This window comes from Streptomyces axinellae (assembly GCF_039532135.1).
Classification (GTDB): domain Bacteria; phylum Actinomycetota; class Actinomycetes; order Streptomycetales; family Streptomycetaceae; genus Streptomyces; species Streptomyces axinellae.
Genome location: NZ_BAAARJ010000007.1, coordinates 28,553 through 45,277 on the forward strand (window position 1 = coordinate 28,553; position 16,725 = coordinate 45,277).

Annotated in this window: 12 protein-coding genes; 6 read left to right on the plus strand and 6 right to left on the minus strand. The window is 71.2% G+C overall.

Going from position 1 to position 16,725, the window contains the following annotated elements; genetic code table 11:
- Positions 1-265: 265 nt before the first annotated feature.
- The 3 genes from ABD339_RS12050 to ABD339_RS12060 are packed head-to-tail and all read left to right on the plus strand — an operon-like array spanning position 266 to position 4,958.
- A complete protein-coding gene (locus ABD339_RS12050; protein WP_344565149.1) occupies positions 266-1,732 on the plus strand; it encodes an aldehyde dehydrogenase family protein in 1,467 nt (488 codons plus the stop codon).
- 29 nt (positions 1,733-1,761) lie between these two features.
- The gene (locus ABD339_RS12055) at positions 1,762-3,360 is read left to right on the plus strand and encodes a GMC family oxidoreductase (RefSeq protein ID WP_344565150.1); all 1,599 of its coding nucleotides are present in this window, start codon (positions 1,762-1,764) and stop codon (positions 3,358-3,360) included.
- Entirely contained in the window at positions 3,360-4,958 is a 1,599-nt protein-coding gene (locus tag ABD339_RS12060; protein WP_344565151.1) for an APC family permease, read from the plus strand. Before ABD339_RS12055 ends, ABD339_RS12060 begins: the two co-directional genes overlap by 1 nt.
- A 186-nt stretch (positions 4,959-5,144) precedes the next feature.
- On the opposite strand, the gene ABD339_RS12065 is transcribed toward ABD339_RS12060, so the two are convergent.
- Together ABD339_RS12065 and ABD339_RS12070 are read right to left on the minus strand one after the other, a co-directional pair.
- Positions 5,145-5,654: a DNA-processing protein DprA gene (locus ABD339_RS12065; RefSeq protein ID WP_486388540.1), complete on the minus strand. Its 510-nt coding sequence runs from the start codon at positions 5,652-5,654 to the stop codon at positions 5,145-5,147.
- Positions 5,651-6,265, minus strand: coding sequence for a sensor histidine kinase (locus ABD339_RS12070; RefSeq protein ID WP_425575966.1), 615 nt, complete (start codon positions 6,263-6,265; stop codon positions 5,651-5,653). The genes ABD339_RS12065 and ABD339_RS12070 overlap by 4 nt, the downstream gene beginning before the upstream one ends.
- 105 nt (positions 6,266-6,370) lie before the next feature.
- Between ABD339_RS12070 and ABD339_RS12075 the strand changes: the two genes are divergently transcribed.
- Entirely contained in the window at positions 6,371-7,132 is a 762-nt protein-coding gene (locus ABD339_RS12075) for a glycosyltransferase (RefSeq protein WP_425575967.1), read from the plus strand.
- A gap of 473 nt (positions 7,133-7,605) precedes the next feature.
- Here ABD339_RS12075 and ABD339_RS12080 read toward each other — a convergent pair whose 3' ends face one another.
- Entirely contained in the window at positions 7,606-8,898 is a 1,293-nt protein-coding gene (locus tag ABD339_RS12080) for a magnesium and cobalt transport protein CorA (RefSeq protein WP_344565157.1), read from the minus strand.
- Between the two features lie 372 nt (positions 8,899-9,270).
- Here ABD339_RS12080 and ABD339_RS12085 point away from each other — a divergent pair, with 372 nt between their 5' ends.
- Positions 9,271-9,759 carry a nuclear transport factor 2 family protein gene (locus ABD339_RS12085; protein ID WP_344565158.1) on the plus strand — a complete coding sequence of 163 codons (489 nt, stop codon included), beginning with the start codon at positions 9,271-9,273 and terminating at the stop codon, positions 9,757-9,759.
- A 54-nt stretch (positions 9,760-9,813) separates the two neighbouring features.
- Here the strand turns inward: ABD339_RS12085 and ABD339_RS12090 are convergent, their stop codons facing one another.
- The 3 genes from ABD339_RS12090 to ABD339_RS12100 all read right to left on the minus strand — a co-directional run bounded on the left by ABD339_RS12090 (position 9,814) and on the right by ABD339_RS12100 (position 14,490).
- Positions 9,814-11,154, minus strand: coding sequence for an NAD(P)/FAD-dependent oxidoreductase (locus tag ABD339_RS12090; protein ID WP_344565159.1), 1,341 nt, complete (start codon positions 11,152-11,154; stop codon positions 9,814-9,816).
- A gap of 243 nt (positions 11,155-11,397) precedes the next feature.
- On the minus strand, positions 11,398-13,488 hold the full coding sequence (locus ABD339_RS12095; RefSeq protein ID WP_344565160.1) for a PhoX family protein: 2,091 nt from the start codon (positions 13,486-13,488) through the stop codon (positions 11,398-11,400).
- An 846-nt stretch (positions 13,489-14,334) separates the two neighbouring features.
- Positions 14,335-14,490 (minus strand): hypothetical protein, encoded by a 156-nt coding sequence (locus tag ABD339_RS12100; RefSeq protein WP_344565162.1) that lies wholly within the window; start codon positions 14,488-14,490, stop codon positions 14,335-14,337.
- 301 nt (positions 14,491-14,791) lie between these two features.
- On the opposite strand from ABD339_RS12100, the gene metG reads away from it, so the two are divergent.
- On the plus strand, positions 14,792-16,408 hold the full coding sequence (gene metG, locus ABD339_RS12105; protein WP_344565164.1) for a methionine--tRNA ligase: 1,617 nt from the start codon (positions 14,792-14,794) through the stop codon (positions 16,406-16,408).
- Positions 16,409-16,725: the final 317 nt, after the last annotated feature.

Sequence of the window (16,725 nt, forward strand, 5' to 3'; positions counted from 1 at the left end):
CGTCAGGCCGCGCGCCGGGTCCGCGGGGAGCCCGCCTCCGGATCCGCGGGGGCCGCCGGATCCGCAGGGGCCGCCGCCGGGCGGGCCCCGCATCAGTTCGCCAAGTCCCCGCCTCGATTCGCCCGTAAGGGCGCAAGGCACCGGATTGGCCCATCCGTGCCGATTATCGCCCCCGTCCCCGCCCCCATCCGGTGCGTCTCGTAGGCAGCGGCAGCGCCCTGCGCGATGTTGGCGCCCGGTACGACGGCGGCGAGGGAGACGGGCGATGGCTGAGCTGTTCATCGACGGGGAGTGGCGGCAGGCCACGGCGGGCGGGCGGCGGGATGTGATCAACCCGTACGACGCCTCGGTGGTGACCACCGTGGACGAGGCGGACGAGACCGACGTCGATCTGGCCGTCCGCGCCGCCCGGCGGGCCCTCGACCGGTCCGGCTGGTCCGACGCGCCCACCCGGGAGCGGGCCGATGTCCTCCACCGGGTGCACGATCTGCTCCTGCGCGACCAGGAGGAGATCGCCCGCACCGAGACCCTCGACACCGGCAAGACCCTCACCGAGGCCCGCATCGACATCGAGGACGTCGCGGGCGCCTTCCGCTACTTCGCCGAGATCGCGGACAAGGACGGTGGCCGGGTCGTGGACGTCGGCCCCGACATTCTCAGCCGCGTCGTCCACCACCCGGTGGGCGTGTGCTCCCTCATCGCACCGTGGAACTACCCGCTGCTCCAGGCGTCCTGGAAGGTCGCCCCGGCGCTGGCCGCGGGAAACACCTTCGTGCTCAAGCCCAGCGAGACGACGCCGCTGTCCACGATCGCCATGATCCGCCTCATCGCGGAAGCCGGGGCGCCGGCCGGGGTCGCCAACCTCGTCCTCGGCTCGGGGACGACCGTCGGCGCCGCGATGACCACGCACCCCGAGGTGGACCTGGTCTCCTTCACCGGCGGCCTGGCGACCGGGCGGAAAATCATGGAGAGCGTCGCGCCCGGCGTCAAGAACCTCGCCCTGGAGCTGGGCGGTAAGAACCCCAACGTGGTCTTCGACGACGCCGACTTCCCCGCCGCGCTCGACTACGCGCTGGACGCCGCGTTCCTCCACTCCGGCCAGGTCTGCTCGGCCGGCTCCCGGCTGCTGGTGCAGGAGGGCATCCACGACGAGTTCGTCGAAGGGCTCGGCGCGCGGGCCGCCGCCATCCGGCTGGGCAGCGGCCTGGAACCGCTCACCGAGAGCGGCCCGCTCAGCTCCGCCGAGCACCGGGCGAAGGTCGAGAGCTATCTGGAGATCGCCCGCGAGGAAGGAGCCCGACTGGTGACGGGCGGGCGGCGGCCCGACGACCCCGAACTGGCGAACGGCTTCTTCCTGCTGCCGACCGTCTACGCCGACTGCGACCGCTCCATGCGCATCGTCCAGGAAGAGGTGTTCGGCCCGGTCGTCACCGTCGAACGGTTCCGCACCGAGGACGAGGCCGTGGAACTGGCCAACGACACCCGCTACGGGCTGGCCGGCGGCGTGTGGACCAACGACGCGAGCCGCGCCCAGCGGGTCGCGGGCCGGCTGCGGCACGGCACCGTGTGGATCAACGACTTCCACCCGTACGTGCCGCAGGCCGAGTGGGGCGGTTTCGGCCGCTCCGGCATCGGCCGCGAGCTGGGGCCGACCGGGCTTCGCGAATACCAGGAGGCCAAGCACGTCTACCAGAACCTCAAGCCGGCTCCCTCCGGCTGGTTCAAGGGCTGAGCGGGACGAGCACGGTGGGAGAGGCAAGCATGAACGAACGCGAGAGCGGCGGCCCCGGCCACGACGTCTCCGGTCACGACGTCTCCGACGGCTACGACTACGTCGTCGTCGGCGGCGGCACCGCGGGCTGCGTGCTGGCGGCCCGGCTGACCGAGGACCCGGACTGCCGGGTGTGCGTCATCGAGGGCGGCCCCAGCGACGTCGGCGACGAGAACGTGCTGCGGCTGCGCAACTGGATCAACCTGCTGGAGAGCGCATACGACTACGGCTACACCACCACCGAACAGCCGCGCGGCAACTCGCACATCGTCCACTCCCGCGCCCGCGTGCTGGGCGGCTGCTCCTCGCACAACACCCTCATCAGCTTCCTCCCCTTCCCCGAGGACCTGGACGAGTGGGTGGGGATGGGCTGCGCGGGCTGGGACCCGGTCACCGTACTGCCCTACCGCAGGCGCCTCCAGAACACGATCGTGCCCGTCGGCGAGGCGGACCGTAATCCCATCGCCAAGGACTTCGTGACCGCCGCCGCCGAGGCGCTGCACGTCCCCGTGATCGAGGACTTCAACCGCCGCCCCTTCCCCGACGGCGCCGGATTCTTCTCCCTCTCCTACGACCCGGCGACCAACCACCGCTCCTCCGCCTCCGTCGCCTACCTGCACCCCGTGCTCGACCGGCCCAACCTGACGCTGAAGCTGGAGACCTGGGCCCACCAGCTGCTGCCCGCCGCGGACGGGCGGCTGACCCAGGTGAGGGTGCGGTACGCGGACGGCTCCACGGGCACAGTGCGCGCCGAGCGCGAACTGCTGCTGTGCGCCGGGGCCGTGGACACGCCGCGGCTGCTGCTGCTCTCCGGCATCGGCCCCGCAAACCAGCTGCGCGCGCTCGGCATCGACGTACGCGCCGACCTGCCCGGCGTGGGCGAGAACCTGCTCGACCACCCCGAGTCGGTGATCATCTGGGAGACGCACGGCCCGCTGCCGCCGAACTCGGCCATGGATTCGGACGCCGGGCTGTTCGTACGCCGCGACACCACCCAGCCCCGGCCCGACCTGATGTTCCACTTCTACCAGGTGCCCTTCACCGTCAACACCGAGCGCCTCGGCTACCCCACACCCCCCTACGGCGTGTGCATGACGCCCAACGTGCCGCGCGCCCGCTCCACCGGCCGGCTGTGGCTGCGCAGCGCCGATCCGGCCGAGCATCCGGCCCTGGACTTCCGCTACTTCACCGACCCCGACGGCCACGACGAGCGCACCATCGTCGAGGGGCTGCGCCTCGCCCGCGAGGTCGCGGGCACCGCGCCGCTGCGGGACTGGCTGCGCCGCGAGATCGCCCCCGGGCCCGGCATCCGCTCGGACGAGGGACTGTCGGAGTACGGGCGGCGGGCCGCGCACACCGTCTACCACCCGGCGGGCACCTGCCGGATGGGCGCCGCCGACGATCCACTGGCCGTCGTGGACCCGCTGCTGCGGCTGCGCGGGCAGGACGGGGTGCGGATCGTGGACGCCTCGGTCTTCCCGACCATGCCGTCCATCAACCCCATGGTGACCGTACTGCTGGCCGCCGAACGCGCCGCCGACCTGATCACCGGCCGGCCGGGCCCCACGCCCGAGGGGAGCGAACGCTGATGAGCCAGGCCGAGGCGGCCACACCCGGGGGCGGCGCGGGGGGCGGTTCCGGGAGCGGCACCGGGGGCGGCGGAGGCGGTTTCGGCGGCAGCCCGGGGGGCGGCACCGGGGGCGGCGCGGAGGGCGGAGGCGGTATCGGCGGCAGCGCGGAGGGCGGCGGGGCGGACGGTGCTCCCGGCTCGGAGTTCCGCAAGGAGATGGGCCCGTGGGCGAACTTCGCCCTCGGCTTCACCTACCTCTCCCCCGTGGTGAGCACCTACACCCTCTTCGGCTCGGCCCTCGCCAAGGGCGGGCCGCCGATGATCTGGGCGTTCGCGCTGGCCGGCTGCGGACAGTTCCTGGTCGCGCTCGTCTTCGGCGAGGTCGTCGCCCAATACCCCATCGCGGGCGGGGTCTACCCGTGGGCGCGGCGGCTGTGGGGCAAACGGTGGGCGTGGATGACGGGCTGGGTCTACATGTGGGCGCTGCTGGTGACCATCACCAGTGTCGCCTACGGCGCCGGCCCCTACATCGCCATCCTGCTCGGCTTCGACTCGAACGTGCACACCACCGTGATCTGCACCGTCATCCTGATCATCGTCGCCGCGCTCATCAACTTCGCCGGTACGAAGGCGCTGTCGCTCGCGGCGGTCATCGGCTTCAGCGCCGAGCTGGTCGGCGCCCTCATCGTCGGCATCTACCTGCTGGTCACCCACCGCGCACACGGCCTCGGCGTCATCTTCGACAACTACGGCACCGCCGGGAACGGTTCGTACCTCCCCGTCTTCCTGGCCGCCGCCATCATCGGCTTCTACCAGTACTACGGCTTCGAGGCGTGCGGCGACACGGCCGAGGAGGTGGCGCACCCCGGGCTCGTCATCCCCAAGGCGATGCGCCGCACCATCTACGTCGGCGGCGCCGCGGCGACCTTCACCTGCGGCTCGCTGCTGCTGTCCGTCACCGACTACGGGGCGGTCATCTCGGGCAAGGACACCAACCCCGTCGTCCACCTGCTCTTCGACGCCATGGGCGAGGTCGGGGCACGGCTGGTGATGGCCGTCGTCCTCATCTCCTTCCTCTCGTGCACCATCAGCCTCCAGGCCGCCGCGGGACGTCTCATCTACTCCTACGCCCGCGACCGCATGGTCGCCGGCCACCGGCTGCTGCGCCGCTTCTCCCCCAAACGGGCCGTTCCCGAGGTGGCCCTCCTGGTGGCCGCCGTCGTCCCCGGACTGATCGCCTTCGGCTCGCTGATCTCCGCCGACGCCCTCACCAAGATCGTGTCGTTCGCGATCCTCGGCATCTACGGCTCGTTCCAGATGGTCGTCCTCGCCGCCCTGCGGGCCCGGCTGAAGGGCTGGCGGGCTACCGGGGAGTTCACGCTCGGCCGCTGGGGCCTGCTGGTCAACAGCGCGGCCCTCGCCTACGGCCTCTTCGCCATCATCAACATCTGCTGGGCCCGCACCCCCGAGGAGCCCTGGTACTCCAACTACATCGTGCTGCTGTGCGGCGGGGTGGTGCTGGTGACGGGCCTGCTGTACATGTTCACCACCCACCACTACGGCCGCGGCGACGCGCCCTCGGGAGATGCCGTACCCAGCACCTCCGGCGCACGGTGACCCCCGCACCGCCGGAACGGGCCGCCTTCTCGCGGCCCCCGCCGGACGCGCCACCTCCCAGGCCGGACCACCTCCGGCACAGACCACCTCCCGGCACCCAGACCACTCCCCGGGACGGACGACCTCCCGGCTCCCGGGGGCAGGCCGGTCTCTTCACCTCGCCTGACGCGCTTCGCGCCCCGCGGGCTACGTGGGAACGATGAAACGGGCCTTGCCCTGCTGCGCCGTGTAGTCGAGGGTCAGCCACGTGCCGGACTTGCGGCTCTCCCCGACCGGGAAGCCGATGGTGAGCGTGGAGCGGTCCACCATCCAGCGGTTGCGGGCCTGATACGCGGCGTCGTCCAGCGGCTCGGCCCCCAGCTCGACGATCTCCGTGACCCGCTCCCGGGCCCGATCGACCGCCAGCCGGGCCTCGTAGGGCTGCTGATCCAGCGTCCCGGGCACCACGACGGTGATCCACGCCCGCGTCTCGACCGCCAGCCACTCCAGCGCGAGACTGTCGATCCCGCGTGCCCCGCCCAGATAGAAGTGCCCCTCGTGCGCGAACGGAGCGAGGTGGTCCGCGAACAGCCGCGCGTAGTGCGCCGGACCCTGATGCCCGGTCGTACGGCTTCCCGTGACGGTCACCGCACGCATCGCGCGCGGCTCCGTGCTCCCAGGCGATGGATCATGAAGCGACTTGGTCTCATGGATCATCCCATCCGTGTCACGACCGCAAGCATCTTCGCATGAGTCCGATTCCGGACGCCGAACACGGGCCCGATCGGCAGGTGGGGCCGGGTGCGGGGGCGGCTCCGGCGCCGGCTCCGGCCGCTGGGACAGGGGGAGGCGGACCAGTGTGCTCTGGTGGGACCGCCGGGCGGGCTCTGGACGGTCAGCGTGCCGTCCACTGTCCGTACGCGTTCCGACAGTCCTTGCAGGCCGGTGGACGAGGGCCCGGAGATCTTCGGCCGCCACGGATCGGCGTACCCCCGCACCAGGCGTGGCATCGCCGCCTCCGCCCTGGTCATGTCTCCCGTCGCCGCCCGGCCTATCGGCGGCGCGCCCCCTTTCCCGTCGTCCGTGACCTCCAGTACGAGTGCGCCCTCTCGTACTCCGACGGTCACCAGCACCTGGCTCGCCTCCGCGTGGCGGGCCACGTTGGTGAGGAGTTCGGCCGCGCAGAAGTAGGCGATGGTCTCAACTGCCTCGGGTGGGCGGGGCGCTACCGGGAGGTCCGCCGTCTGCACGCGTACGGACAGGGCCGGCGACTCCATGTCCGTGCTCAGGGAGGCGAGCGCGGGGGCGAGGCCGCCGATTACCGGCACCGTATGCGGCTGCCAGGGGTGCGGGTCGTGTCCGTCCCCAACATCGTCCCCGAGCCGTCTCCTTCACCATGGCAAGCGGCGGAAGCGGAGTGTGACGTTCCGTCGATGCGGCGCCCGGAGGATGCTGAGCAGCGGCAGACGGGCGGTGCGGAGCATCCGGAGGCCGTCATCGCGGCGGCGGGGCGGCTCGTCCCCGGCAAGCGGTTCGACCTGCTGATCGAGGCGTTCTCGACCGTCGCGGCCAAGCATCCGGAAGCACGGTTGCGCATCTACGGGGGCGGACCCGAGAAGCAGCGCCTGCACCAGCTGTCCGAAGGGCTCGGACTGGGCTCGCGCGTACGGCTGATGGGCACCCGCTCGCCCATCGAGGCGGAGTTCGCACGGGCCTCCCTCGTCGCCAGTTCCTCCGACGCGGAGTCGTTCGGGATGACGCTGGTGGAGGCGATGCGCTGCGGAGTTCCCGTCATCAGCACGGACTGCCCCCTGGGGCCCGCCGAGATCATCCATGACGGTATCGACGGCTTCCTCGTCCCCCGCGACGATGCCGCCGCGCTGGCCGGCCGGATGCTCACACTCATCGAGAACGAGCCCCGCCGACAGGCGATGGCCCAGGCCGCCCTCGTGAGCGCCCACCGTTACGACCCCGAACGCGTCGTAGAGCAGTACATTCACCTCTTCGGGGAACTGCACGGCACCCGGTTGCGCCGGGCCCTGCGGCGCTCGCGCTGGTACGCCGCAGCCCGCGAGACCGCACGCCGCACCGTCCGGCACACCGCCCGACGCGCCACCCGGCCGTGGAAGCGCTGCCGCGCAGCACGCCTGCTCGCCGTTCACCAGGGCCGCCTCATGCACCGTGCGCCCTGGTGACTACTTTGCGCTGTGACCGGTATCGATGACACAGAAGCGGTTGCCTTCGGGGTCGGCGAGCACAACGAAGATCGGACATCAGCAGAGCCGTGGTCCTGGGCGGTCCTGGGCCGAGGGCTGGGCCGTCGGGCGAGGTTCCGAGGGCCGCCGCCGCTTGCAGGAGTCGTCCAGCTTCGACAGCACCGATATGAAACGGCCCCTACGAAGCGTCATCCTCGAACAGGGGTGGACCCGGCGCAGTCTCCTGTCCGAGAACTTCTGACCATCAGCGACGAGTTCAAGCACCCGCACGGTGACGCTGCGGGCCGCCAGGTTCGGCCACCCGCTGCTCGACCTCGGCCGCCAGGCCGAGTAAGCCCGGGAAGTCCTGCGCCGGGGCGGGGCGGGTCGGACGCTTGTCCGAGCGGTGTGGCGGACGAGGAAAACGCTGCCTGAAGTGGCCCTGGCTCATCGTCCGTCGGCATGTCGCCGCCTCACAGCCAGCCGTTGCGGCGGAAGGAGCGGTGCATGACGAAGCAGATCGCCGCCATGACGACGAGGACCACCGGATAGCTGAACTTCCAGTGGAGTTCGGGCATGTGGGCGAAGTTCATGCCGTAGACGCCGCACACCATCGTGGGAACGGCGACGATGGCGACCCAGGCGCTGATCCGGCGCATGCCCTCGTTCTGCGCGGCCGAGACCTGGGCGAGGTGGGCCTGGAGAATCGAGTCGAGCAGGGCGTCGAACGCGGCGATCTGCTCGGTGACGCGGGCGAGGTGGTCCGCGACGTCCCGGAAGTACTTCCGGATCTCGGCGTCGATCAGCTTGTTGGGCTGTGAGGAGAGCAGTTCGAGGGGGCGTGCCAGCGGGCCGGTCGCGCGTTTCAGCTCCAGCAGTTCGCGTTTGAGCTGGTAGATGCGCCCGGTGTCGGAGCCGGCGGCGCCATCCAGCTTGCCCGGCCTGCCCCGTGCGCCCGATGTACCAGAGGCACGAGAGTCACCAGATACACGAGAGGCACCGGAGCCGCCCGTTCCGCCGGAACCGCCCCTCCCGCCGGAGCCGCCCCTCCCGCCGGAGCCGCCCGTTCCGCCGGAGCCGCCCGTTCCGCCGGAACCACTCGATCCGCCAGGGGTGAAGACATCGACCTCCAGGTTGTCGATGTCGGTCTGCACCTCGTCGGCGACGAGCAGGTAGTCGTCCACGACCTGGTCGGCGATGGCGTGCAGGACCGCCGCCGGGCCCTGCGCCAGCCGTTCCGGCTCGGCCTCCAGGCTCTCGCGCAGTGGGCCGAGGGAGCCGTGCGGACCGTGCCGCACGGTGATCACGAAATCGGCGCCGGTGAAGACGACGATCTCGCCGGTGTCCACGACCTCGCTGGTGTTGGTCAGCTTCTCGTGCTCGACGTAGCTGACCGTCTTGAAGACCGCGTACATCATCTCGCCGCCGTACCACTCGGCCTTGGGGCGCTGGTGGGCCTCGATGGCGTTGTCCACGGCCAGAGGATGCAGGCCGAACAGTTCGGTGATGTCCTCGAACTCCTCCTCGGAGGGCTCGTGCAGGCCGATCCACACGAAGCCGCCCTCGTCGCCTTTGCGTACGCACGAGTGGGCCTCGGTGACGGTGCACTCGCCCAACAGCCGAGTGCCTTCGGCGTCATAGGCGACGCAGCCCACTACGGAGGTGCCCAGCGGCGAACGCGACGGGTGCGCGAGATCCACCGTCGGCCGCCCCCGGCGCTGCCGCACCACCCTGCGCAAGCTGCGCACCCCTGGAACCGCTGGCATACGGGGCTCCTCATCACGGCCACGGCGGGCGCCTGGTCCTCGTCGGCCGGGCCCCCGGGCGTCTTCATTACTGTCGGTACTGGTTCAGTCTGCGGCCATACGGCCATGCGGCCATGCGGCCGTTCGGCCGTTCGGTCTCCACCAACTGTGCCCCGAAATCCCCCGCGAATGCGCCCCCTCGCCCCGTACTCCCGCCGGTGTACGGACGGGAGCAGACCGTTGCGCTCCGTGGAGTAAAGCCGCGTCGTCCTCCCGCCCGACGCGCTCCCCCGTCCCCTGGCCCCAGCCTGGACACAGCCGCGGCCACGGACGCTGACCGGGCCGAACCGGGGTGAACCGAACCGGAGGACGGAAGGGGAGGCGGCAAGGGAGATGGCGGAGACAACCGGAATGGTGAAGACAGCCGGGGCGACAGCGGCGGCAGACGCCGTCGAGGCGGTGGGAACGGTGACGGCGGACACGTACGGTGAAGCCGGGCTCGCGGCGTTCGGCGTGCGCTGGGCGCGTGCTGAACTGCGCTGCGACACCCGGGAACTGGACGCGCTGCTGACCGACGACTTCCAGGCCGTCGGGCCACGCGGCTTCCTGCTGGACAAGCCGCGGTGGCTGGAGCGTTACGACTGCGGGGCGCTGGTGCACGATGCGTTCGACTGGCGGGACGTACAGGTCCGGCGTTACGGCGACGGCGCCGTGGCACTGGGCGTACAGACCCAGCAGTCCGTCTACGAGGGCCGCGACATGGACGGGCGGTTCCAGGTCACGCAGTACCTGACCTCGGCGACCGCCGACGGGTGCTGGCGCCTGGCCGGGCTGCACCTCAGCCCCATCGGCGACACCCCGGCGGACCGCCTCGGACCATGATCCGCGACCCGCCCCGGCCATCCGCCGCCCAGTCCGCCGACTGGCGCTGTCGCGCTACCGCGTCAGCTCCCGCGCCCTCTCCGGGGTGAGGTAGGCATCGGTGGCCTCCATGTCCTGCAAGGTGGCGGGGCGGCGGGAGAGGAAGCCGGTGCGGAGGAAATCGTCGCCGGTGACGGCGTTGAGGGTCCAGTTCGCGACCGTACGGGCCTTCGCGGTGACCGAGCGCAGCGCCATCAGGTGGTAGCCACGGGCGACGAACTGCGCGGGGAGCCCGGAGAGTTCGTAGCCGAGAGGGCGCGCGACCGCGTCCGTGCCGCCGAGGTCCACGACGAGGCCGAGGTCCTTGTGGCGGTAGGGGGTTCTGGGCTCGCCGCGCAGCGTGGCCAGCAGATTGCGGGCCATGTGCCGGCCCTGCCGGGCAGCGTGCTGGGCGGTCGGCGCGCACACCGCACCCTCGGTCTTGGTCAGGTCGGGCACGGCGGCCGCGTCCCCGAGCGCGTACACGCCCGGGTGGCCGGGCACCGTGAGGTCGGAGTGGACGACGAGGCGCCCCTTGATCGTCTCCGCGTCGAGGATGCCGATCAGTGGGCTGGCCGCGACCCCCGCCGTCCAGATGAGCGTGCGGGAGGGCAGCACCCGGTTGTCGGTCAGGGTGATCTTGTCCTCGTCGACCTTCGCGACCGAGACCCCGAGCGAGACATCCGTACCGCGCTCGCGCAGGATCTGCTGCGCGCGCCGTCCCAGCCGTTCGCCCAGCTCGGGCATCAGCTTCGGCGCGATGTCCAGCAGATGCCACTTGATCAGGCTCGGGTCGAGCCGCGGGTAGCGCTTGGCCGCCGCGTTGGTGAGGCGCTGGAGGCAGGCCACGGTCTCGGTGCCCGCGTATCCGCCGCCGACGACCACGAACTGGAGCCGCTGGGCGCGGTCCGCCTCGTCCGAACTGGCTGCCGCCAGGTCGAGCTGGGCGATCACGTGATCGCGTACGTAGGCGGCCTCGGCGAGCGTCTTCATGCCGCGTGCCTGTTCGTCCAGGCCGGGGATGTCGAGGCTGCGGGTGACGCTGCCGGGGGTCAGCACCAGGTGGTCGTAGTGGCGTTTGACCACCTCGCCGCTGATCAACTCGATCACACACGCCCGGTCGTGGGGGTCGATGCCGATGACCATGCCGGGGACGATCGTCGTCTTGTGCAGCAAGCGGCGCAGCGGCGGCGCGACGGACTGCGGGGTCAGCACACCGGCCGCGACCTGGGGAAGCAGCGGCAGGTACAGCTCGTAGCTGGCCGGGGTGACGAGGGCGACCTCCGCCTCACCGGACTTGAGTCCGCGCTCCAGACCGCGTGCGCATTCGACTCCGGCGAAACCGCCGCCGACGATGAGGACCTTCGTTCGTTCCATGGATGCACCCGCAACGGTTGACAGACCTTGCCGTACTTTCCCTTCGTCCTCCTTCACCTTTTTTCAGCTTTGACAGTTATTGAAGCTTTTGCGGCTTTTTTCGCCTTGCTCCCCGAAGCCTGCCACGGGCCCCGACCGGTCGCCACCGGTCGGGGACCGTCCCGGACCGTCCCGGGCCGGTCCGGGACGGTCCGGCCCGGGACGGGCGCTCGTCGCCGAGCTGCCCGCCCGCCGTAGCGCCGTCTACCGTCCGACGGACGAGCCGTCCTTGGGCCAGGCGGCGACCACCGCCGGCCGGACGTACTTGCCGGGGCCGTCGGGCCAGGCCGAGGCCGGGTTCTCCACCGAGGCGCCGTCCGACTCGCCCGGATGCTGCACCGCCACCAGGACGCGGCGCTCCTGTACGAGCGGGCCGCACGTCTCGGCGCCCGCCGGAACGGTCAGGAACTGGCGCACCTCGCCCCTGCGCGGTCCGGATGTCGCCACCCCGAACAGGCCGTCGTGCGAGCCCAGCGCGTTCCCGTCCGTGGATATCCACAGGTTGCCGTACGCGTCGAAGGTGACGTTGTCCGGGCAGGATATGGGGCTGACCTGGTCCTTCGGGAAGCCGCCGAAGTAGGTCGCGGGGTCCTCCGGGTCGCCGCAGACCAGGAAGAGCCGCCAGGTGAAACGCAGCGATGCGGGGTCGTCGCCGCGCTCGGCGAACTCCAGTACCTGTCCGTGCTTGTTGGCGTTGCGCGGATTGGCCTCATCGGGTGCGGCCTTGCCGTCCTTGCCGCGGTCGGTGTTGTTGGTGAGCGCCACGTAGACCCGCCCGGTGCGGGGGCTGGGCTCGATGTCCTCGGGGCGGTCCATCTTGGTGGCGCCCGCCTTGTCGGCGGCCAGCCGGGTGAAGACGTAGACCTCCTCGGCCGTCATGCCCTTCACGAACGACCTGTCCCCGCTGGCCAGCGGGATCCAGCGGCCGGTGCCGTCGAACTCCCCGTCCTCGGGCAGCGTGCCCCCGCCGTCGATCTGGTCCCGGGGGCTGTCCCCGCTGAGGCGGGCGACGTAGAGGGTGCCCTCGTCCAGCAGGCTCAGGTTGTGACGGCGCACGTCCGCGCTGGTGCCGCGCCGCATCGCCTTCTTGGAGACGAACTTGTAGAAGTAGTCGAAGCGCTCGTCATCGCCCATGTAGACCACGGCACGGCCGTCGCGGGTCAGCCTCGGCTGCGCCGCCTCGTGCTTGAAGCGGCCCAGCGCGGTGTGCTTGCGCGGCGTGGAGTCGGGGTCGTACGGATCGACCTCGATCACCCAGCCGAAGCGGTGCACCTCATTGGGCTCCTTGACCAGGTCGAACCGGTCGTCGAAGTCCTCCCAGCGGCGCTGGCTGGCGCCGCCCACGACTCCGTACCGCTTCAGCGTGGCGGCGCGGTCGGCGTCGGTGACCTTCTCGGCGTTGGCGAAGTACTGGTTGAAGTTCTCCTCGCCCGAGAGCACCGTGCCCCAGGGGGTGGTGCCCCCGGCGCAGTTGTTGAGCGTGCCCAGCACGCGGCGCCCGCGCGGGTCGGCGGAGGTGCGCAGCAGCGCGCTGCCCGCCGCCGGTCCGGTGAACTCGAAGGGAGTGGTGGCGGTGATCCGGCGGTTGAGTGCGTGGCGGGGCACGGGCCGCAGCGCGCCGGTGCGGCGCTCCTCCTGCACGGCCACGACGGACAGGCCGTGCGCCGCCCAGGCGATCTCGGCCTGCTCGCGGGTGGGCTTCTTCGGGTCGTAGCCCGCGAACATCAGCTCTTCGTTGGTGTACTCGTGGTTGGCGACGAGCAGTTGACGGCCCCGCTCGGAGCGCAGGGGCAGGAGTGTGAGGAAGTCGTTGTTGTAACCGAACTGCCCGGCCTGCGCCTTCGCGGTCTGCCGCGCCGGGTCGAAGTCCGGCGCACCCCGCAGGATCGGCTCACCCCACCGTATGACGACGTTCTGGCCGTATCCCTCCGGCACGGTCACCGCGTCGGTCGTGTTCGGTTCGACGGGGGAGAACCGCAGCCCCTTCGCGGGCTTCCCCCGCCCCTTGCGGGCGGCCCCGGCGGCGGTGGCCCCGGTGGTATCGGCGGGCGCGGCGGCGGCCGGGGCCGCACCGGGCCCGGTGAGCCCCGGCCCGATCGCCGTCGCCGCGCCCACCACGGCGCCGGCCCGCAGCACCGAACGCCGCGAGAGCGCACGGGCGATGACCTCTCCCACGTACTCGTTCCCGCTGGTGTTCGGCACCTCGTGGAAGCACGCGTCGCCGCAGCGGTAGCGGCACGTCATCGCGGACCTTCCGCCCGGGTGCGAGGTGAGCAGCGGCAGCGGTTTTCGCATGGTCGTCGTCCTCCGGTTCTGGGGCGCGCGTCGCCCGTACGCCGCCGCGACGCTATGCGGGCCCGGACGCCACCGGGCAGCGGACAAATGAACACAGCGTGAACCCCACCCCTGGGCACACCTGCGGCCGGTAACCCGGCCGGCTGCCCCCAGATGCCGTCATGTGCCCTCAGAAGCCATCAGGTGTCGTCAGAGATCGCCATATCTCGACAAACGTCGTCAGATACCCGGGGAACCTCTTCTGCCCCCGGCGTACGAGGCCCCTCTCCCCTCTCGGGAGTCCGCGCAGCCTTCCCGTCCCGGCTCACGTCCGGGCTCCCGGTCCCGGATGTCTCGCACTCCGGCGCCTGCCACCCCTTTCCGATCTCCTCCGCGTGTGCGATCGCGTCGGGCAGCCAGCCGGGGGCGAGCGGGGTCTTGGCATAGTCGTGGGCGCAGGGCAGACAGGCGTACGCGCTGCCGCCGGGACCCGAACCGGTCTCGCTGATCGCGATCAGAGCCCGGTGCGTCACCCGCAGACCACAACGGCAACACATTCCGGGGTTGGGCCCTCCGGCATTCACGCTGCGGCCTCCTTCACGGTCCTTCGCGGTCGCTGTCGTTGGTCCACGGCCACATCGGACACAGCGCGCCACCCCCCACCGGCCCGCTCGCGTCCCATGCCAGGGCGTGATGTGCTCGGCCCGGCCTCCCTGCCCCCGGACGGGAGTTCCGCGTTCGACAGAGCAAGCTCCAACTTGCCTGCTGCTGGCCATTTTTGACAGACCGTTGCCCGGACCAGGCCCGCTACGCCCATTCCCTTTGCCCGCCTCGACACCACCGCCTCTTCCGTGGCGGCCCTCGGCCCTACTCGGCGGCCACCGCCGCCTCCACCGGCCGGTGCCGCAGCACGGACCAGGTCGTCAGCAAGGTGGCCCCGAGCGCCAGCGTGCACGCCGTGCCCACCACGGCGCCGGCTGTCCACAGCGGGCCCGACGGTATCCAGCTGTCCGAGGCGGCCACGCTGAACGGGAGCAGCGAGGTGGCGGCCAGTCGCCCAGTACCAGCCCGACCCCCGTCACCCAGACCCAGGCCATAACATTCCTGGTGGCCGCCGCCCGCGGGGCCCTGTGCGCGCTGACCGCCGCGTTCCCCCCGTCCGGCCCGCACCGGACACCGGGCCGGACACGGGCCGGACACCGGGCCAGGCCCGGGCCCCCATACGGACGCCGGAACTCCGGTAGGGCGCCGCAGTGGCGGCCGGTGAGCGGGGCCTGTGGAAAACCCGGCGGGTCGGTGATCCGACGGCCGTTAGGATTCGGGTATGGCGGCCACTGGATCTGAGCAGGCGGGGCCGACGGCGTACTACGTCTCGACCCCCATTTACTACGTGAACGACGCTCCCCACCTGGGCCACGCCTATACGACCGTCGCAGGCGACGTGCTCACCCGCTGGCACCGTCAGCGCGGCGAGAAGGTGTGGTACCTCACCGGCACGGACGAGCACGGTCAAAAGATCATGCGCACCGCGGAGGCGAACGGGGTCTCTCCGCAGGAGTGGTGCGACAAGCTCGTCGAGGAGGCGTGGAAGCCCCTCTGGGAGCACCTGGACATCGCGAACGACGATTTCATCCGCACGACGGAGAAGCGCCACACCGACCGGGTCCAGGAGTTCGTCCAGGACCTCTACGACCGTGGCGAGATCTACCAGGGCGGCTACGAGGGCCCGTACTGCGTGGCGTGCGAGGAGTACAAGACCTACGCCGAACTCCTCGACGGCGAAGGCCCCTTCGAGGGGCAGAAGCTCTGCCCCATCCACAAGAAGCCCGTGGAGATGCTCCAGGAGGAGAACTACTTCTTCAAGCTCTCCGCCTACGGCCCCAAGCTCCTGGAGCACTACGAGGCCGACCCCGGCTTCATCCAGCCCGAGTCCGCGCGCAACGAGGTCATGCAGTTCGTGCGCCAGGGCCTGGAAGACCTGTCGATCTCCCGCTCCACCTTCGACTGGGGCGTCAAGATCCCGTGGGACGACAAGCACGTCATCTACGTGTGGGTCGATGCCCTCCTGAACTACGCGACGGCCGTGGGCTACGGCTCCGACCAGCGGAAGTTCGACGAGATCTTCCCCGCCGACGTCCACCTCGTCGGCAAGGACATCCTCCGCTTCCACGCGGTGATCTGGCCCGCGATGCTGATGGCCAACGGCCTCCCGCTGCCCAAGCGCATCGCCGCGAACGGCTGGCTGATGGTCGGCGGCGAGAAGATGTCCAAGTCGAACCTGACGGGCATCTCCCCGCAGCAGCTGACCGAGCACTTCGGCGTGGACGCCTACCGCTGGTACTTCCTCCGCGCCATCGCCTTCGGCCAGGACGGCTCCTTCTCCTGGGAGGACTTCGCCGCCCGCTACACCAGCGAGCTGGCCAACGACTACGGCAACCTCGCCTCGCGCGTCGCCGCCATGGTCGGCAAATACTTCGACGGCGCCCTCCCCGCAGCGACCGCGCACGGCGAGGCCGAGCAGGCCATCGCGGACGGGCTGACGCGGGCGGTGCGCGACGCCGACGAGCGCCTGGGCGAGCAGCTCGACTTCGCGGGCGGCATCGCGGCGGTCTTCGACTTCATCAAGCAGGTCAACGGCTATCTCACCGAGCAGGCGCCGTGGAAGGTCGCCAAGGACACCTCCCCCGAAGCGCAGGCCCGCCTGGCGACGATCCTCTACACCGCCGCCGAGTCCCTGCGCGCCTGCGCGGTCCTGCTCAACCCGGTGATGCCCGACTCCAGCGCCAAGCTGTGGGACTCCCTCGGCGCCGAACCCGCCCTGGGCGCCCTCGCCGACCAGCCCCTGCCCGACGCCGCCCGCTGGGGCCAACTCCCCGCCGGCACCAAGGTCACCAAGGGGTCGGCCCTCTTCCCGCGCCTGGAAGAGCCGAAGGGGGACTGACACCCACGCGGAAGGCCCCCGGGGGCCTGGGGGCCGCCCCCAGAAAACACAGCCCGCGCCTGGACGAGCCCAAGGGGAACTGACACCCACACGGGAAGCCCCCGGGGGCCTGGGGCGCTGGGCACCACATCGTTGAGCCCTCGTTCCCATCCTGGTCAGGATGGGAACGAGGGCTCACGGGTAGCCGAAGGTCTCCGGAAGAGCCGCCCGGCGGGGACAGGGCGGGCATGAGGCGCCGCCGTAACGGGGGGACAGGCCGTGTCCACGGGGCGGGAGAACGGGGCGGCCGGCAGCAGCTCGTCTCCGTACTTGCCACG